18 protein-coding genes are annotated in these 14,945 nt (G+C 45.1%); 3 read left to right on the forward strand and 15 right to left on the reverse strand.

Annotated elements, in window-relative coordinates; genetic code table 11:
• Positions 1–44: 44 nt before the first annotated feature.
• The 4 genes from FTU44_RS06270 to FTU44_RS06285 form a co-directional block, all read right to left on the reverse strand.
• Positions 45–1,091, reverse strand: a complete 1,047-nt coding sequence (locus FTU44_RS06270) for a DUF4105 domain-containing protein (protein WP_180049856.1) — start codon at positions 1,089–1,091, stop codon at positions 45–47.
• Positions 1,092–1,117: 26 nt separating this feature from the next.
• A complete protein-coding gene (locus FTU44_RS06275; RefSeq protein ID WP_180049858.1) occupies positions 1,118–1,630 on the reverse strand; it encodes a dihydrofolate reductase in 513 nt (170 codons plus the stop codon).
• A 97-nt stretch (positions 1,631–1,727) separates the two neighbouring features.
• Positions 1,728–2,570 (reverse strand): thymidylate synthase, encoded by an 843-nt coding sequence (gene thyA / locus FTU44_RS06280; RefSeq protein ID WP_005095540.1) that lies wholly within the window; start codon positions 2,568–2,570, stop codon positions 1,728–1,730.
• Between the two features lie 181 nt (positions 2,571–2,751).
• The gene (locus FTU44_RS06285; RefSeq protein WP_180049860.1) at positions 2,752–3,243 is read right to left on the reverse strand and encodes a lipocalin family protein; all 492 of its coding nucleotides are present in this window, start codon (positions 3,241–3,243) and stop codon (positions 2,752–2,754) included.
• Between the two features lie 403 nt (positions 3,244–3,646).
• On the opposite strand from FTU44_RS06285, the gene FTU44_RS06290 reads away from it, so the two are divergent.
• Positions 3,647–4,162 (forward strand): hypothetical protein, encoded by a 516-nt coding sequence (locus FTU44_RS06290; RefSeq protein WP_005172772.1) that lies wholly within the window; start codon positions 3,647–3,649, stop codon positions 4,160–4,162.
• A gap of 18 nt (positions 4,163–4,180) precedes the next feature.
• Here the strand turns inward: FTU44_RS06290 and FTU44_RS06295 are convergent, their stop codons facing one another.
• The 3 genes from FTU44_RS06295 to lgt form a co-directional block, all read right to left on the reverse strand.
• Complete coding sequence (locus FTU44_RS06295; protein WP_100355644.1) at positions 4,181–4,567, reverse strand: hypothetical protein; 387 nt, start codon at positions 4,565–4,567, stop codon at positions 4,181–4,183.
• Positions 4,560–4,952, reverse strand: a complete 393-nt coding sequence (locus tag FTU44_RS06300; RefSeq protein ID WP_004729514.1) for a hypothetical protein — start codon at positions 4,950–4,952, stop codon at positions 4,560–4,562. Before FTU44_RS06300 ends, FTU44_RS06295 begins: the two co-directional genes overlap by 8 nt.
• 90 nt (positions 4,953–5,042) lie before the next feature.
• Positions 5,043–5,852, reverse strand: a complete 810-nt coding sequence (gene lgt, locus FTU44_RS06305) for a prolipoprotein diacylglyceryl transferase (protein ID WP_180049862.1) — start codon at positions 5,850–5,852, stop codon at positions 5,043–5,045.
• Between the two features lie 93 nt (positions 5,853–5,945).
• Between lgt and FTU44_RS06310 the strand changes: the two genes are divergently transcribed.
• On the forward strand, positions 5,946–6,728 hold the full coding sequence (locus FTU44_RS06310; protein WP_180049864.1) for an NRDE family protein: 783 nt from the start codon (positions 5,946–5,948) through the stop codon (positions 6,726–6,728).
• Between the two features lie 50 nt (positions 6,729–6,778).
• On the opposite strand, the gene FTU44_RS06315 is transcribed toward FTU44_RS06310, so the two are convergent.
• The 4 genes from FTU44_RS06315 to tatA form a co-directional block, all read right to left on the reverse strand.
• On the reverse strand, positions 6,779–9,031 hold the full coding sequence (locus FTU44_RS06315) for a PhoX family phosphatase (RefSeq protein WP_180049866.1): 2,253 nt from the start codon (positions 9,029–9,031) through the stop codon (positions 6,779–6,781).
• 194 nt (positions 9,032–9,225) lie between these two features.
• Positions 9,226–10,002 (reverse strand): twin-arginine translocase subunit TatC, encoded by a 777-nt coding sequence (gene tatC, locus FTU44_RS06320; protein WP_100355647.1) that lies wholly within the window; start codon positions 10,000–10,002, stop codon positions 9,226–9,228.
• A complete protein-coding gene (gene tatB / locus FTU44_RS06325; protein WP_100355648.1) occupies positions 9,999–10,421 on the reverse strand; it encodes a Sec-independent protein translocase protein TatB in 423 nt (140 codons plus the stop codon). Before tatB ends, tatC begins: the two co-directional genes overlap by 4 nt.
• A 9-nt stretch (positions 10,422–10,430) precedes the next feature.
• Complete coding sequence (tatA, locus tag FTU44_RS06330) at positions 10,431–10,649, reverse strand: Sec-independent protein translocase subunit TatA (protein ID WP_100355649.1); 219 nt, start codon at positions 10,647–10,649, stop codon at positions 10,431–10,433.
• A 185-nt stretch (positions 10,650–10,834) separates the two neighbouring features.
• Here tatA and FTU44_RS06335 point away from each other — a divergent pair, with 185 nt between their 5' ends.
• The gene (locus FTU44_RS06335) at positions 10,835–11,716 is read left to right on the forward strand and encodes a permease (protein WP_180049868.1); all 882 of its coding nucleotides are present in this window, start codon (positions 10,835–10,837) and stop codon (positions 11,714–11,716) included.
• A gap of 142 nt (positions 11,717–11,858) precedes the next feature.
• On the opposite strand, the gene rdgB is transcribed toward FTU44_RS06335, so the two are convergent.
• From rdgB to FTU44_RS06355, 4 genes are all read right to left on the reverse strand, one after another.
• Complete coding sequence (gene rdgB / locus FTU44_RS06340) at positions 11,859–12,485, reverse strand: RdgB/HAM1 family non-canonical purine NTP pyrophosphatase (protein ID WP_005095560.1); 627 nt, start codon at positions 12,483–12,485, stop codon at positions 11,859–11,861.
• 102 nt (positions 12,486–12,587) lie between these two features.
• Positions 12,588–13,178 carry a tetratricopeptide repeat protein gene (locus FTU44_RS06345; protein ID WP_005095562.1) on the reverse strand — a complete coding sequence of 197 codons (591 nt, stop codon included), beginning with the start codon at positions 13,176–13,178 and terminating at the stop codon, positions 12,588–12,590.
• Complete coding sequence (gene metW, locus FTU44_RS06350; RefSeq protein WP_005095565.1) at positions 13,175–13,768, reverse strand: methionine biosynthesis protein MetW; 594 nt, start codon at positions 13,766–13,768, stop codon at positions 13,175–13,177. The genes FTU44_RS06345 and metW overlap by 4 nt, the downstream gene beginning before the upstream one ends.
• The gene (locus FTU44_RS06355) at positions 13,768–14,928 is read right to left on the reverse strand and encodes a homoserine O-acetyltransferase (RefSeq protein WP_005095567.1); all 1,161 of its coding nucleotides are present in this window, start codon (positions 14,926–14,928) and stop codon (positions 13,768–13,770) included. The genes metW and FTU44_RS06355 overlap by 1 nt, the downstream gene beginning before the upstream one ends.
• Between the last annotated feature and the right edge of the window lie 17 nt (positions 14,929–14,945).

A 14,945-nucleotide genomic window follows, 5' to 3' on the forward strand; every position in this document is an offset into this window, starting at 1 on the left:
TCCAGTTGATTTTGTATCTTTATTTACAGTGATAAAAACGCCAGTTAATGTGTCTGAGGTGCAGGCAGGCCTTGACGAAGTCGCTGCGAATATTCCTGGCTGGACAGATCGGCGCTCTGTTTGACTCGTGGATTCACATGCGCCCGTTGGTACCAGGTGTGCATATCCCAGGATTGATCCAGCACTTTCAGATCATAGAGATAATTCGGTAAATAGCCGGACGCTAACAGTCGATAATCTGAAGGCAATTGTTGTTGCGATACTGCCTGAACCATATCAAAGACCAGAGTGGTGCAATTACTGGTCAGGGTGTTATACCACTTGGGTTCTCTGGCCAATTCATCGGCCTGGGCCAGATATTCTTTGAATAAGGCTTTGGCCTGAGCTTGTGGCATATTTACCGGAAAGAAATACACCTGCTCCCCGCGAATATTACTACGTGTATACACAATATCTTTTTCGTCCGATGCCACCAGACTCAATTCATATTTACGGAAAAACCCACCAATTGCAGAAAACTCTTCATGTTTTTCCTTGCGGATTTCAATCGAGAAAGTGAGAGGTTTTTGATTGGCAAAATCGAAGCTGACCAGCGTGTGGGCAATTTTTGGACCCATCCAGTAGGAGGTAATGATATTCACCCCGCTAATCTGGTTCAGGTCAAAACTGCGGCTTTCCCAACGTTCGATATAACGACCATCAGCTTGCCAGTCAAAGTTCCGGATATTGTGCAGGGTGATCTGATCGCCTTGTTGTTCATAATGCAACAACTGAGCCACTTCAGGATTCCACTCCCGATCCTGACGCGCTTGCAGACTAAAATAGCCCAGCAGACAAAACAGAAAGACCAGAAGATATAGAATGCTATCGACTTTACGCGAGATCAGGTGCCGGGTGAAGTAGATCCCGAGTACCAGCAGGGAAAAGGTTAACCAAACACCAATCAGGATCAAGCTGCCAATCTTGCCGAGAGGTTGCTGAACCCAGAGCATCAGGCTGAGCCACAGACTCGACAGAATGACAAAGAGGATAAACAGGCTACCCAGCAGCCACAGAATCCAGTGCTTGGAAATATATTCGCGTCCCTGCATAGTCACTTTTTCATGAGAAATAGACTTTATTTTCTGTAGGTTGCAAACTCAAAAGCAATCCCGGTTTTGTCGTCAATATGTTGCTCGGTCGCGACTTTTTTAAATTTTGCCGGAATTTCAGGATAATAGGCATGACCTTGTACATCCAGGTTGACATGGGTCAGTTCCAGACGGTCGGCAATGTCCATGGTCTGTTTAAAGATTTCACCGCCACCAATAATGAAAATAGACGTCGGTTTTTCTGAGTTTTGCACATCAGTAACTACCTGAATAAGCGCATCTTCAATGTTATGAGCAACTTTAGTGCCTTGAAAAGACCAGTCAGGATCACGGGTAATGACCCAGTTCACGCGTTTAGGGAGCGCACGTCCCATCGATTCAAGGGTCTTGCGGCCCATGACAATCACACCGCCCTGAGTGATTTCTTTAAAATGCTTGAGATCGGCTGAGATATGCCAAGGCAGGTCATTGTCCTTACCAATACAGCGCTGCTGATCCATTGCAACGACATGAACGACTTCTAAATCCTGAAATGCCATACCTACACTCAAAAACAAATAAAAATTTGCTCCTATTAAAATGCAAAATCCCACTTTAAGCAAAGTGGGATTTTGATTTTCTTTGGTTTGGGAACATTTACACTGCAACGGGTGCCTTAATCCCCGGATGTGATTCATAACCAATAATTTCAATATCTTCAAATTTGAAGTCGAACAGGTTTTTGATTTCAGGATTCAATTTAAGTTGGCACAGGCCCAAGGGCTCACGGCTGAGTTGTAATTGCGCTTGCTCGAAGTGATTACTATACAGGTGTGTATCGCCACCGGTCCAGACAAAATCACCGACCTCCAGCTCACAGACTTGCGCGATCATATGTGTCAACAGGGCATAGCTGGCGATATTAAATGGAACACCGAGAAAAACATCGGCGCTACGCTGATACAGCTGACAAGACAATTTGCCATTGTGGACAAAGAACTGGAACAGGGTATGGCAAGGCGGTAATGCCACTTGGCCCGCTTCATTCGGATTCCAGCCAGATACAATCAGACGGCGCGAATTCGGATTGGTTTTAATTTCATTAATCAACCATTTGATCTGGTCAAAACCATCCTGATTATAGCTATTATCTGCATTTTTGCTGGCACCAAAATTACGCCACTGGTGACCGTAAACTGGCCCCAGTTCACCTTCAGGGCGGCCAAAACGTGCGGTCTGTTCGGCGGTTGCCCACTCATCCCAAATCGAAACTTTATGATCTTTTAAATATTGAACGTTGGTGTCGCCTTTTAAAAACCATAATAATTCAATCACGATAGAACGGAAATGAACTTTTTTGGTGGTAAGTAAAGGGAAACCTTGGGAAAGATCGAAGCGCAGCTGATGACCAAATACCGAACGTGTCCCTGTACCGGTACGGTCGCCTTTATCACCGCCGTTGTCGAGAATGTGTTGTAAAAGGTCAAGATATTGGCGCATAGGTCTCTCTATTTAAATCTGTTGAAAATCGCCGTTTTAACAGCAGTATAGATTATTTCAAAAATAATTTGCTGTCGAAAGGGACAATTTAAATTGCGCATATCATAGCATTTTTTGATGAGCTTTCATCGCTCAAACCAGAATAAAAAAGACCTCCTGATAGAGGTCTTTGTACAGTAAATTAAGCCGTTTTATGGCCAGTATGCACGGTGTGAATCAGATCAGACAAGTCATAACCTAAGGACTCTGCATAGCTTAAATATTCACGTTGAGTGGCTTCATCTAAAGTTGTCCCGCGATGTAGCAGCCATAAGTATTCTTTACCAGGTTCGCCCACAAGGGCCGTCTGATAATCCGGATCGATTTTTAATACCCAGTAATCGCCCTTGGTAAACGGGATCCAACGCAGGCCTTCGGGTAAAAAGCTGACTTCAAGCTTGGCATGTTCTGCATCAACGATGCTGGCTTCAGCAATGGCTTCATCGAGCTTGCCATCGCCATCCAGACAGCGGTTCTGCACCCGAACTTTACCATTTTCATTCAAGCTATATACCGCAGAAATATCAGTGCTGTCTTCGGGCTGGTGTTTCATTGGCAAACGTGCAATTTCATACCAGGTACCTAAATATTGTTCTAAATTAAAATTTGAAACAGTGGCTAAATCCTGAGTCATTTTTTCTTCTCCGTTTAGTTCAATATTTAAAAATGCCGAATTAGTTTAATACGAGATTTGCGGCTAAAAATGATGTAGTCCTGTAGTGAAATGTTATCTTGGAATAGCGCTTTGCAATGCATTAAATATGCATACCAGATTGCCGAAAAAATAGATGAAGAGGATGCTTATACAGATATGTTCAGACTTTATTCGTTGTTTGAGTCTTATTTGCTTTACAATTTTTTTATAAAGATGATTATTTTTGTAATTACAATAGAAAGAAAGGCTTAATTTAAATGCTGTAAAAATAGACAAATTTGTTTACATTTTTTATGTGAAAAATAACATTTATCCGGCTAGTATCCTTCGCTTGTTAACAATATGAAAGCCTAAGTTGCAGGCGAGGAGCGGTTGGTAAGGCATGATCTATGATCATCAGGTGAACATGAGCGAAGTTTATGCTCCTGTGCAAGCGAATATCATGGTGCGTTCCCAATCGGAGCAAAGACCTAAAAAGCCAACGCAAAAAGCCACTGTCCGTAATGCTTCAGGCGCAGGCAATGGTCAGCGTATTAATATCGAGAAATTTACCAGTTATCTGCAAGGCATTACCCGAAATACCAGTACACAGAAATGTGCGCGCAGTATTCGTGTCGGTCTGCAATCTTCGGGTGCGAAAATTGTCAATCATCCCGTGGCTGCAGCGGATTGGGGAAATACCCTGATGCAACTGGGTTATAAGAAAATTAATGCTTCTTTTGATCGGCCGAAAAAAGGCGATATCTATATTATTGACCGTACTCAGGGACATAAATATGGACATATCGCGGCTTATTCAGGTAGTGCCTGGGTATCGGATTTCAAACAGCGAGATCATGCGGTTTATCGCAATAAAAACGTGACTTATAGTTACTATCGTCTGGAAACTTACTTCTAAGAAAATACTGCGAAGTGATCAGTCCTCAAAACGCTTCGCACGGCTTTCATAGATTGAAACGATAAATAATCCAATCGCGGCAAAGCCAAGACATTGCAGACCCCAGGCAAATTTGCCCCATTGTTGGTGCTGTTCAGGCAAATAGCCAAACAGGGTAATTAAGGCAATGATGGGAATCACCCGGCTCAAGGCGCTAAAGCCATTTGCATAGGGATTGGATTTCGAAATTTTCAGGCGGAAATGGTGCAGTAAATGCACGACAATCCCAATCGCTAAACTCACCCCAACAAATACCGGATCTAACTGGGCCACAGTCGATGCTGCATAAATCAAAATACAGGTCACGATGATGACCATCAGCTTGTTTTGACGGCTACAACGTTCGGAATACCAGAACTCAAGCATGGGGTGAACCCGCATCTGATTTGTTCTGATTGAGCAGCGACAATGGTGAAAACAGGCAAATCGCCAGTGCCATAAAGGCAATACCTTGTGCACCCGGAATCAGGATTTCGCCCTGTTGCATGTTCATAAAAACTAAAGCAATCAATAAGGCAATTGGAATCCAGGTCAGTAATCTATACAGCAAACCGGTCGGGTTTTTGTTGGCAAAGTGGATTTTGCAGTAACGGCAGATCAGAAAAACAATGCCGGTACCGACAAACATCAAAATTGAATCTAAGGGCAGTGGTTCCATCCAGTACAAGCCTGCAGCTGTTGCTGCAATCACAATAAAGATCAACAGTTTTTTGAGAACAGATACCTGCGGATTAAACCAGAACTCAAGCATAATGATGAAGAAATCGAAAAGATAATCGGCACTTTAGCATATTTTGGCTATAAAAAAGCGAGGCCTGTGCCTCGCTCAATTAAGCTGGTTTTAACTGTTTTTCTGTGGCCCCCAGTCATAGATTTTCTTTTGGTAGGCATACCACATCATCCACAAGCCAATCAGGATCATTGGCAGGCTCAGGAATTGGCCCTTGCTCATCCAGCCAATAAACAGCTGACCATTGTCCGGTTCACGGAAGAATTCAACCACAAAACGTGCCAGACCATAGCCAATCAGGAACAGCGCAGATACGGCCATACGCGGACGCGGCTTGGAGCTGAACCACCATAGTACAATAAATAGAATTAAACCTTCACACAGCGCCTGATACAGTTGTGAGGGATGACGTACCAGTTGCAGCGGATCGGTCGGGAAGATCATGCCCCAGGCAAAGTTTGGATCGCTGACCTGACGGCCATACAGTTCGCCGCCAATAAAGTTACCAATCCGGCCAAACATCAGACCTGTGGGTACGCAAGGCGCGACAAAATCCAGGGTCTGGAACCAAGTCATCTTGTATTTCTTGCACCACCATAACATGGCCAGAATGACCCCGAGGAAACCGCCGTGGAAACTCATGCCACCAGTCCAGATCTGGAATAGCCATAGAGGATCGGCCAGGAACTGGGAAAAACCGTAAAAGAAGACATAACCGACACGGCCACCGATGATCACACCGAGTGCGCCGAAGAAGATCAGGTCAGAGACCATATCTGGTGTCCAGCCACGCTGTTTGGCGCGAAACGTCGCCAATCCCCAGGCAAATAAAAATGCCAGTAAGTACATCAGTCCATACCAGTGGACTTGTAAGGGCCCGAGCGAAATCGCGACGGGATCAATATTGGGATAGGTGAGCATTCCTGTTCCTTGTGATTCTGTTTTGCACAGATTTTAGCTGAAAGCAAAGAAAAATGTTGTACATTCAATGTGTAAAGATCGAGAGCGTAAATTATGTGTATCGTGGCATTGGCGTGGCGGGTGCTGGATCAGACCCCATTATGTCTGATTTCAAACCGGGATGAGTTCTATCAGCGGCCTACACAGGCGCTGTATGAATGGGAAAATAGTCCGATTATTGCCGGACAGGATCTACAGTCAGGCGGTACCTGGATGGGAGTGACGGCTGCAGGAAGATGGGCGGTGATTACCAATTTCCGGGATGGACAGGACAAAGGGCATTATCCGACTTCACGTGGACATATTATTCAGGACTTTTTAAATTCTGACTTAACGCCTATTCGCTTTGCTCAAAATCTGGAGCAGCGGCAATGTGATTATGCCGGTTTTAACCTGTTTGTCGGAGATCAGCAGCAGGCGGTATATATGAGTAATCGTGGTGAAGCACCTCAAGTCTTGGCGCAAGGAGTCTATGTGGTTTCCAATGGGCTGATGACTGAAGACTGGTACAAGACCCGACATTTGCGCAAACGCTTTACCCAGGAATTTTTACCGATGCTGCAACAACCAGCCATGCCAGAAACTGATCTGTGTCATGCGGTTTGGGATATTCTGGAAGATGAACGCAAGGTGATTCCTGAACTGCTGCCGGAAACAGGGATCTCGGTTGAAATGGAACATCTGCTGTCCTCGACTTTTATTCAAAGCCCGACTTACGGCACCCGTTGCTCGAATTTTCTAAGAATGCAGCGAGGACAATGGCACTGGATCGAGAAGTCACAACAAGGTGTGACTGCAGGGCAATTGGTCGAGAAAATCATGATGCTACAACAATAATCCCAGATAAAAAATGCCGACATCTGCCGGCATTTTTGAGTCACTGATTTTTATGCTGTCGCTTGTTCCAAGGCTTCACCGGCAATCGCACCACCGTCTTTACGGGTAATGACCACAGTAGCAGAGCGAGGCACTTTGCCTAAACGGCTATAACGCTCGCTTTGATTGGCTGGCCATGCACCGCCTGGATGCTGCACATTGACGAAAATTGCTTTGTAGTCCGGCGTAATCGTCACACCGGTAATTTCACAGCCCGATGGACCTGTGAGGAAGCGGCGAACCCGATCATTATTCAGCTTGGCGCCGACAAAGGTTTCCTGTCCTTCAGCTTTGGTACTGGCTGCCAATGCTTTTCTGCCATCACCGACTGTACCTGGCAGGGCTGCCAGCATCATGCAGTTGGTTTCATCGGTGTACTGACCATCATCCGTCTGGATCCACAAAATTCCACGTGGATCGAACCACATCCCGTCCGGGCTAGAGAAGTCATTTAAATCATCCAGACCTGACAGGTTGATGTTAGAGGCAGCTCGTGCTTCTGCACCGAACAGGAAGATATCCCAGGCAAATGTCGTTGCTTTGACATTATTCTCATTTTCACTAAAACGGATAATGTGACCATTCATATTGCCTGAATTACTGGCATTTGAATCTTTGAAGTCGATATAGCTACGTGGGTTTGCTGCATCGGTCGGGTAGGCGCGTCCGCGGTTACCGTTATTGGTGAGAGTGACATAGACTTCACCATTTTCCGGATTGATGGCAACCCATTCCGGACGATCCATTTTGGTCGCACCGACATGATCGGCAGCAAGACGGAGATTAATGACGATATCGTCTTGGCCTGCAAATGGATAAATTTCGTTGGCAGCAGTTAAACCATTTTTACCATAGCTAAGTTCTAACCATTCACCAGTACCATCATCATTGAATTTAGCGACATATAATGTGCCTTTATCCATGTATTTATCACCAGCGGTATAACCTCCATTGACATCTTTCGGATCCCAGACTGCATCAGAAACAAATTTATAGATATATTCGCCTGTTGCATCATCCCCCATATAGAACGCTAATGGCTGACCCGGAATAGGGTTACTACAGCGGCAATCTTCGTGTGCAAAACGACCCAGTGCAGTACGTTTAACTGGACGTGTAGTCGCGCTAAATGGATCAATCTCTACAATGAAGCCACACGTATTCATGACATTACGATAATCTGCTAAAGCACTTGCACCTTTAACTGAAATATCCCAACGATCATACAGTCCTTTATCACCGGTTAATTCAGCAACAGGAGTATTCCAGCGGTATTGAGACGAACGGGCATCGGTACCACCACGACCATAACGAGATAATGAAATTTCTTCTTTTGCAATAGCGCGGGTGTCGTTGGCTTGACGAGCGAAATAACCACTCCAGTTTTCTTCCGCGGTTAAGTAAGTGCCCCAAGGTGTATACCCATTACCACAGTTGGCAAAGGTGCCGCGCGTCAACGTTCCATCGGGTGAGAAAATCGTTTTCACCAAGTCAGAGCCGCGAGCGGGTCCATGAATTTCCATCTCGGTTGCTGCCGTGATACGACGGTTAAACTTAGAATTTAAGTTAATTTTAACCTCTTGTGTATTGGCATCTTTGCTAATCTCAATTACCGAAACCCCATGCGCATTCACTTCACGAAGGACCTGATCTTCTGGACGTACACCGTCGATCGTAATCGGGCCTTCTGGCGTATGGAGTTGAGCTTGTTGCAGGTATTCGTGATTTAAAACTAGTAAACCTTGGGTGGACTCTTTGGCCGCATAGTTTTTGTTGCTTGGATGCATACCGAAAAAGCTCATGCCGTCATGGTTATCGCCTGCACGGAACTGATAAGAAGCACCTGAAGCTAATGTTACATCTGTCTTTTCTGAATATGCAGGGTTAATTGGATCACCGACCGCATATAGCACTTTCAGTTCATAGCCTTCAGGCACGCTAAAGAAGTTTTGCGTATTTTTGCGAACCGGCTCAAAGGTCAATTTATTCGGGCGCGCTTTCAGGTCACTCCATGCATGTTGATCTGGGTTCGTGGTGTCTGGTGGTGTGGTGGGGTTAGTGTCAGGCGTGCCAGAATCATTATCATCATCTGAACAACCACTTACTGTTGCTGCAAAGGCTAAGGCCATTGCCCCACTGGTGGTTTTTGCAATAAAACTACGGCGACTGGTGTATTGATCCAGAATTGTTTGAAAGTGGCTATTGTTTGAATTATTACTGTCTTCAACCAGATCCTGGCAAGGTATCATGTCTTCGTTTTTCATTTTAAAGTCTCAAGTAAAAATAAGTGCTTGGTGGTGTAGAAGTTTTCAATACCTTAAGTCTGGGATGTGACACTAATCTTAAGGAAATGTGACATTAAGATTAAATAAATCAGTATCTTAATAATATTTTGAAAATAAAAAGACAGCCGGAGCTGCCTGAGTTAAAGCATGATTTTTGTTTTGGCTGATTGTTCTTATTGCGCTTTTAAACGCCGTTTTTCGATCAGTTTTCCGGCCAGCAAACCCAGTTCAAACAGCAACCACATCGGTACAGCTAACATGATCATCGACAGTGCATCTGGCGGTGTCACGAACATCGCGACAAAGAAACAGCCGACAATAATAAAGCGCCGTTTCTCCACCAGGGTTTGTGTTGAAACTGCCCCAATCAGGATTAAAACCAAGGTAATAATCGGGATTTCAAAGGTAAAACCAAAGACCAGAAACAGCTTTAAACAGAAGCTAAGATAACTGTTAATGTCGGTCATCGGTGCCACAGTTTCCGGCGAGACACTGATAAAAAAATGCAGGATCGAAGGTAAGGCCACAAAGTAGGCAAAGCTGATCCCGGTATAAAACAGCACAATACTGCCGATCAAAAGCGGCAGTGCCAGACTCTTTTCTTTGGCATATAACGCCGGTTTAACAAATGTCCAGAGCTGATACAGAATAAACGGCATTGTGATCATCAGCGCCACAAAGAAATTCAGCTTGAACGGAGCCATGAATGTTGCCGTCACATCCGTGGCAATCATGGTCGAGCTGGCAGGCAATTGTGCCCGTAAAGGTTCAGATAACCATTGATAGGTCTGATTGGCAAAGGGCAGCAAACAGAAAAACAGGCCAATCAGGACAGCAACCACTTTAAACAGATGTTTTCTTAACACCACCAAATGCTGGGTAATCGGCATCTCTTCAAGGTTCAGCGCTGCAGCATCATTTGAGGCAGGTGTGGTCGGTAAAGACGTCATACGGCCACCTTCATTTCTGTATAGCGTTGTTGGGAAATCACTGCTTGAGTTTGTGCAGGCTGAGGTAAATACACCGCTGATACGGGCTGTACCACAGGCTGATAGCGAAGCACGGGCTGGGCAGCCTGAGGCTTTATTTTTAATTCATCAGTTGCAATCGGCTGCTGCAAATCTGCCATTTGTGCCTGCATCTTGGCTTCCAGTTGCTGGATCCGCTGCATTTCGGCCTGCATCTGTTCTCGCAGTTCGGACAAGCGTAATTCACGATCCAGATCGTTCTGAACATTGCTGACCATGCGCTTGATCTTGCCATACCATGTTCCGACAAAACGGACTGCCTCAGGCAACTTGTCTGGCCCAAGCACCAGAAGTGCAATAATCCCGAAAATCAGCAGCTCGGTCATTCCGATATTGAGCATAGCGGACTCTTAACTCTTGATCGAGGTTTCAGGGGTTTTGACTTGTGCATCAATCGTTCGCGGTTCTTGCAGCTTGGCCATTTCTGCTTCTTCATCTTTGACTGATTTTTTAAAGTCTTTAATTGCACCGCCGACATCTTTACCCAGGTTTTTCAGCTTCGATGTACCAAACAATAAAATCACCACAATTGCAAAAATCAGCACATGCCAAATTGATAATCCTGCCATTATTTTATCCTCTATATTTCATGCCCCTATCTCAGCAGGCTTGTATGACAATGCAGTGACGCTTTAATGACAGTTTGCCGACACGGCAGCAGGGTAATGAGTAATTCATATGAAAAATCTATCATTAGATGAAAAGGATGCTGTGCTAGCATATAACCTGATATGGAAATCTCAGCAGCACTGTCATGGCCTTGATTCTTCCCCTGCTGTCTTTTTTGATTGGTTATTGGGGCGTGCAATATTTAAAGCCAATTCGACCTGTCTTGGCGGCTTTATTGGCACGTGTCCTGATTCCTGTGCTGATTATTTACAATATGGTGTTTTATAAAGCGGGCAGTCTGTGGCTGATGGGCTTTAGTATTTTTAGTTCAATTGTGCTGTTTAGCCTGTTTTATTATTTTGCCAAAGATAAATTGCGTGCGCTGTGTTTTAGCTATTTGAATGGCGTATGGCTCGGTCTGCCATTTGCCTTAGCAGTGTTTGGCACTGACGCAATGTCGACCATGATTGCACTTTATATTGGTGGCTCATTATTTGGGAATGTCAGTGCTGTCATTGCCGTGAGCCAAACTCGCCAAGATTGGACATTTATTCTGAAAAATATCCTGCAATCGCCACCGGTGATCGCACTCAGTATTGCAGGGGTTTTATCATTTTGGGACTTTAGTCATTATGAGTTTCATCCTACCCTTCAATGGGCATATGCAGCCAATAAATTTTTAGTCACTTTTGCAGGAATGTGCATTTTGGGCATGTGGCTTCGTCATGTCCGTATTCAGCTGAGGGATTTAAAGCGCAGTCTGGTGCTGATCAGCGGGCGCTTTATTTTTGCATTAGGCTTGGCTGGTATTGCCTATATATTCTTGCCGATTCCACATCAGCTCCTGACTTATAGTGTAATGATGATGTATTTCTTATTGCCACCGGCAGCGAATATCGTGGCTTTAGAAACCCATTATCAGGGCACAGGGCATTCTGCCAAATATATTGCTTCGGGGACGATTGCGAGTGCAATTTTGATTGGGATCTATGGGCTGGTGTTGCATACGGTGATGCCTACGCTATAAAGTTTCCTTTTTTGGAGAGAAGGCTAGAAAGAGTTATAAAGTCCCCCCCCCTTTGAAAAATGGGGATTTAGGGGGATTCTTGATAAGAGGTAAATTTGAATCCCTCCCGACCTCCCTTTGGAAAAGGGAGGGGTAAAACAAATTATTTCGCCAAACTGGCTTTAAACAGCTGCATGGCCTGACCACGATGACTGATTTTATTCTTTTCTTCTTTGCTCATTTCTGCACTGGAAATACCGAGTTCCGGCAACCAGAACAGCGGGTCATAACCGAAGCCATTTTCACCGCGTGCTGCTTCTAAAATTTCACCCGTCCAGATGCCCTGGAAAATTTGTGGCAGTGGATCTTCAGCATGTTGAACCAGTGCCAGTACACAGACAAACATGCCTTCAATCGCTTCGCTATCTTTACGCAATGGTTTCAAATCTGCCAGCAGTTTCTTATTGTTGGCGGCATCATTGCCATGTTCACCGGCATAACGTGCTGAGTAGATCCCAGGAGCTCCGCCAAGAACTGGCACACAAATGCCTGAGTCATCGGCAATCGCAGGTTTACCTGAGATTTTAGCCGCGTGGCGTGCCTTGATAATGGCATTTTCAACAAAGCTTAAACCATCTTCGATGGCATCTTCGATATTCAATTTACCTTGCGCCACGACTTCAACAGGTAATTGTAATTCAGCAAACATTTTCTCAAACTCGGCAATTTTACCTTTGTTATTACTTGCCAATACCAGTGTGCCTTGGGATAACCAATCTGTAGAAGCCATGTGTCACTCATTCTCTAAATATCAATCGTGCTATTTTAACTGCCATTGCGGGTTTGTAGGCAATAAAAAAGCACCCGAAGGTGCTATTTATACCATTCAGCTTTATTGTGCCTGAATCCATCTGTCGGCACGGTCACGCGCCTGACGGATCTGTTCCTGGGTCAAGTTTGCCGCCAATGCTGTTTTCTTGCCTTCAGAAAGGGTAATCACTTTATTGTCGAGCATGCCATCACGGGTAGACAGTTCATACCACTGATAAGCACCCATGTAGTTTTTCTTTTTCTCTTCCATCATGGCCAGGTTAAAGCTGGCACGGTTATCACCACGGCTGGCTGCTTTTTCAAAATACTGACGTGCCAGCGCTTCATCTTTTCGGGTGCCCATGCCATCTGCCAGCATACGGCCGACATTTAACTGCGCCACAGCTAAACCTTGATCGGCAGCAGCTTTGTACCAGGCAAAGGCCTGTCGTTCATCTTTTTGAATGTCTTTGCCATACTGGTATTTGGTGGCCAGATAAAACTGTGCACCGGCCTGACCTGCTTTAGCTGCTTTGATCAGACTGTTGATATCCATTATTGAATACTGAGCCGCTTGACTGGCAACAGAAGGACTTGGAGCAACATAGTCTGCATGGGCTTGCATGCCAAAAAGTCCAGCCAGTAGCGTCGTACCTAATAATAATTTTTTCATAGCGCGCTCACTCGATAAATTGCGACTTCACCAAATAGATTAGGGAGATGTTTGCTGAGCAAACTATCTTCTTGATTCCCGTTCACAGCGAGTCGATTAATAATTTTGATGTTATTTTCCGCACAGAGTGCTTCAAAGTCACGGAATGTACATAAGTGGATATTCGGGGTGTTATACCACATATAAGGCAAGGCTTCAGAAACCGGCATTTTTCCTTTGATCGCCAAGAAAGAACGGGTCTTCCAGTGGGCAAAGTTTGGAAACGTAATAATGGCCTGTTTCCCTACACGCACCATATCACGCAATAATACGTCAGGTGCATCTACAGCCTGCAAAGCTTGTGCCATGACCACATTGTCAAAAGACTGGTCGGCAAAGCGGCTTAAACCGAGGTTTAAGTCTTGTTGGATGATATTTAACCCGCGACTGACCGCAATTGCAATCTTTTCCTGATCAATTTCCAATCCGTATGCACGAATATCGTGTTTTTTACTCATTTGTGCCAGCAATTCACCATCGCCACAACCCAGGTCGAGCACGCTAGAACCGGGCTTAATCCACTTTTCAGCGAGTTGTTGATCGATACGCATTATACGGCCTCCTTCGGTGTGGCTTTCAGGTGTTCTTCACCACCCAGGAATGCACGCAAAGATTTTACATACAGGGGAATCGGGAACAGGAAGGAATCATGACCCTGTTCGGCATCAATATCTAAATAGCTCACCGGTTTATGGTTGCTAATTAATGCATCCACAATTTCCTGCGAGCGGGCAGGGGTAAAACGCCAGTCAGTCGTGAAGGACACCACCAAAAATTTGCACTGGGTATGGGCCATGGCTTTTTTCAGTGACTGCTCATATTCACGTGACGGATCAAAATAATCCAGTGCTTTGGTCATGATCAGATAGGTATTGGCATCAAAGTTACGGCTGAACTGTTCACCCTGATAACGCAAATAACTTTCGACCTGGAATTCGACATCAAAACCATACATAAATTTGCCAGATTTCAGATCACGGCCAAATTTCTGCTTCATGGCTTCTTCGGACAGGTAGGTAATATGACCGACCATACGCGCCAGGATCAGGCCACGTTTGGGATAGCTGTCATTTTCCAGATAACGGCCGTTGTGGAAGTCAGGATCAGACAAAATTGACTGACGTGCTACTTCATTAAAGGCAATATTCTGTGCTGAAAGTTTTGGCGCACTGGCAATAATCACACATTTTCTTAAACGGTTCGGGTAATCCACTGACCATTGCAGTGCCTGCATGCCACCGAGTGAACCACCAATGATGGCATCCCAAGTCTGAATGCCTAAACGATCGGACAATAAAGCCTGAGTTTTAACCCAGTCGCGGACCGTGACCAGCGGAAAATCTGGACCATAAGGACGGTTTTCATTTTCAGGATTTGGTGAGGTTGGACCGGTAGAGCCACTACAGCCCCCAATATTATTCAGTGAAACCACAAAGAATTTTGCAGTATCAATGGCTTTGCCGGGACCAATACAGGCGTCCCACCAGCCGGCCTTTTTATCATCTTCATGATGATAACCTGCGGCATGATGATGACCAGAAAGGGCATGACAAATCAGAATGGCATTCGACTTGTCAGCATTTAAGGTACCGTAAGTTTCAACCATCAGTTCAAAACGGGGGAGGATGCGACCGCATTCAAGCTCTAACGGCTCTTCAAATTGGAACTTTTGTGGGACAACAATGCCCACTGAGTCAGCTGGAAAAGACACGGGGAGGATTCGCCTTA

Source organism: Acinetobacter sp. YH12105, assembly GCF_013419095.1.
GTDB lineage: Bacteria > Pseudomonadota > Gammaproteobacteria > Pseudomonadales > Moraxellaceae > Acinetobacter > Acinetobacter pseudolwoffii.

Excerpts from the sequence above, each read along its gene's own strand:
- FTU44_RS06270 (WP_180049856.1), bottom strand. The coding sequence starts at position 1,091 with ATGCAGGGACGCGAATATATTTCCAAGCACTGGATTCTGTGGCTGCTG.
- FTU44_RS06275 (WP_180049858.1), bottom strand. The coding sequence starts at position 1,630 with ATGGCATTTCAGGATTTAGAAGTCGTTCATGTCGTTGCAATGGATCAG.
- thyA (WP_005095540.1), bottom strand. The coding sequence starts at position 2,570 with ATGCGCCAATATCTTGACCTTTTACAACACATTCTCGACAACGGCGGT.
- FTU44_RS06285 (WP_180049860.1), bottom strand. The coding sequence starts at position 3,243 with ATGACTCAGGATTTAGCCACTGTTTCAAATTTTAATTTAGAACAATAT.
- FTU44_RS06290 (WP_005172772.1), top strand. The coding sequence starts at position 3,647 with ATGATCTATGATCATCAGGTGAACATGAGCGAAGTTTATGCTCCTGTG.
- FTU44_RS06295 (WP_100355644.1), bottom strand. The coding sequence starts at position 4,567 with ATGCTTGAGTTCTGGTATTCCGAACGTTGTAGCCGTCAAAACAAGCTG.
- FTU44_RS06300 (WP_004729514.1), bottom strand. The coding sequence starts at position 4,952 with ATGCTTGAGTTCTGGTTTAATCCGCAGGTATCTGTTCTCAAAAAACTG.
- lgt (WP_180049862.1), bottom strand. The coding sequence starts at position 5,852 with ATGCTCACCTATCCCAATATTGATCCCGTCGCGATTTCGCTCGGGCCC.
- FTU44_RS06310 (WP_180049864.1), top strand. The coding sequence starts at position 5,946 with ATGTGTATCGTGGCATTGGCGTGGCGGGTGCTGGATCAGACCCCATTA.
- FTU44_RS06315 (WP_180049866.1), bottom strand. The coding sequence starts at position 9,031 with ATGAAAAACGAAGACATGATACCTTGCCAGGATCTGGTTGAAGACAGT.
- tatC (WP_100355647.1), bottom strand. The coding sequence starts at position 10,002 with ATGACGTCTTTACCGACCACACCTGCCTCAAATGATGCTGCAGCGCTG.
- tatB (WP_100355648.1), bottom strand. The coding sequence starts at position 10,421 with ATGCTCAATATCGGAATGACCGAGCTGCTGATTTTCGGGATTATTGCA.
- tatA (WP_100355649.1), bottom strand. The coding sequence starts at position 10,649 with ATGGCAGGATTATCAATTTGGCATGTGCTGATTTTTGCAATTGTGGTG.
- FTU44_RS06335 (WP_180049868.1), top strand. The coding sequence starts at position 10,835 with ATGGCCTTGATTCTTCCCCTGCTGTCTTTTTTGATTGGTTATTGGGGC.
- rdgB (WP_005095560.1), bottom strand. The coding sequence starts at position 12,485 with ATGGCTTCTACAGATTGGTTATCCCAAGGCACACTGGTATTGGCAAGT.
- FTU44_RS06345 (WP_005095562.1), bottom strand. The coding sequence starts at position 13,178 with ATGAAAAAATTATTATTAGGTACGACGCTACTGGCTGGACTTTTTGGC.
- metW (WP_005095565.1), bottom strand. The coding sequence starts at position 13,768 with ATGCGTATCGATCAACAACTCGCTGAAAAGTGGATTAAGCCCGGTTCT.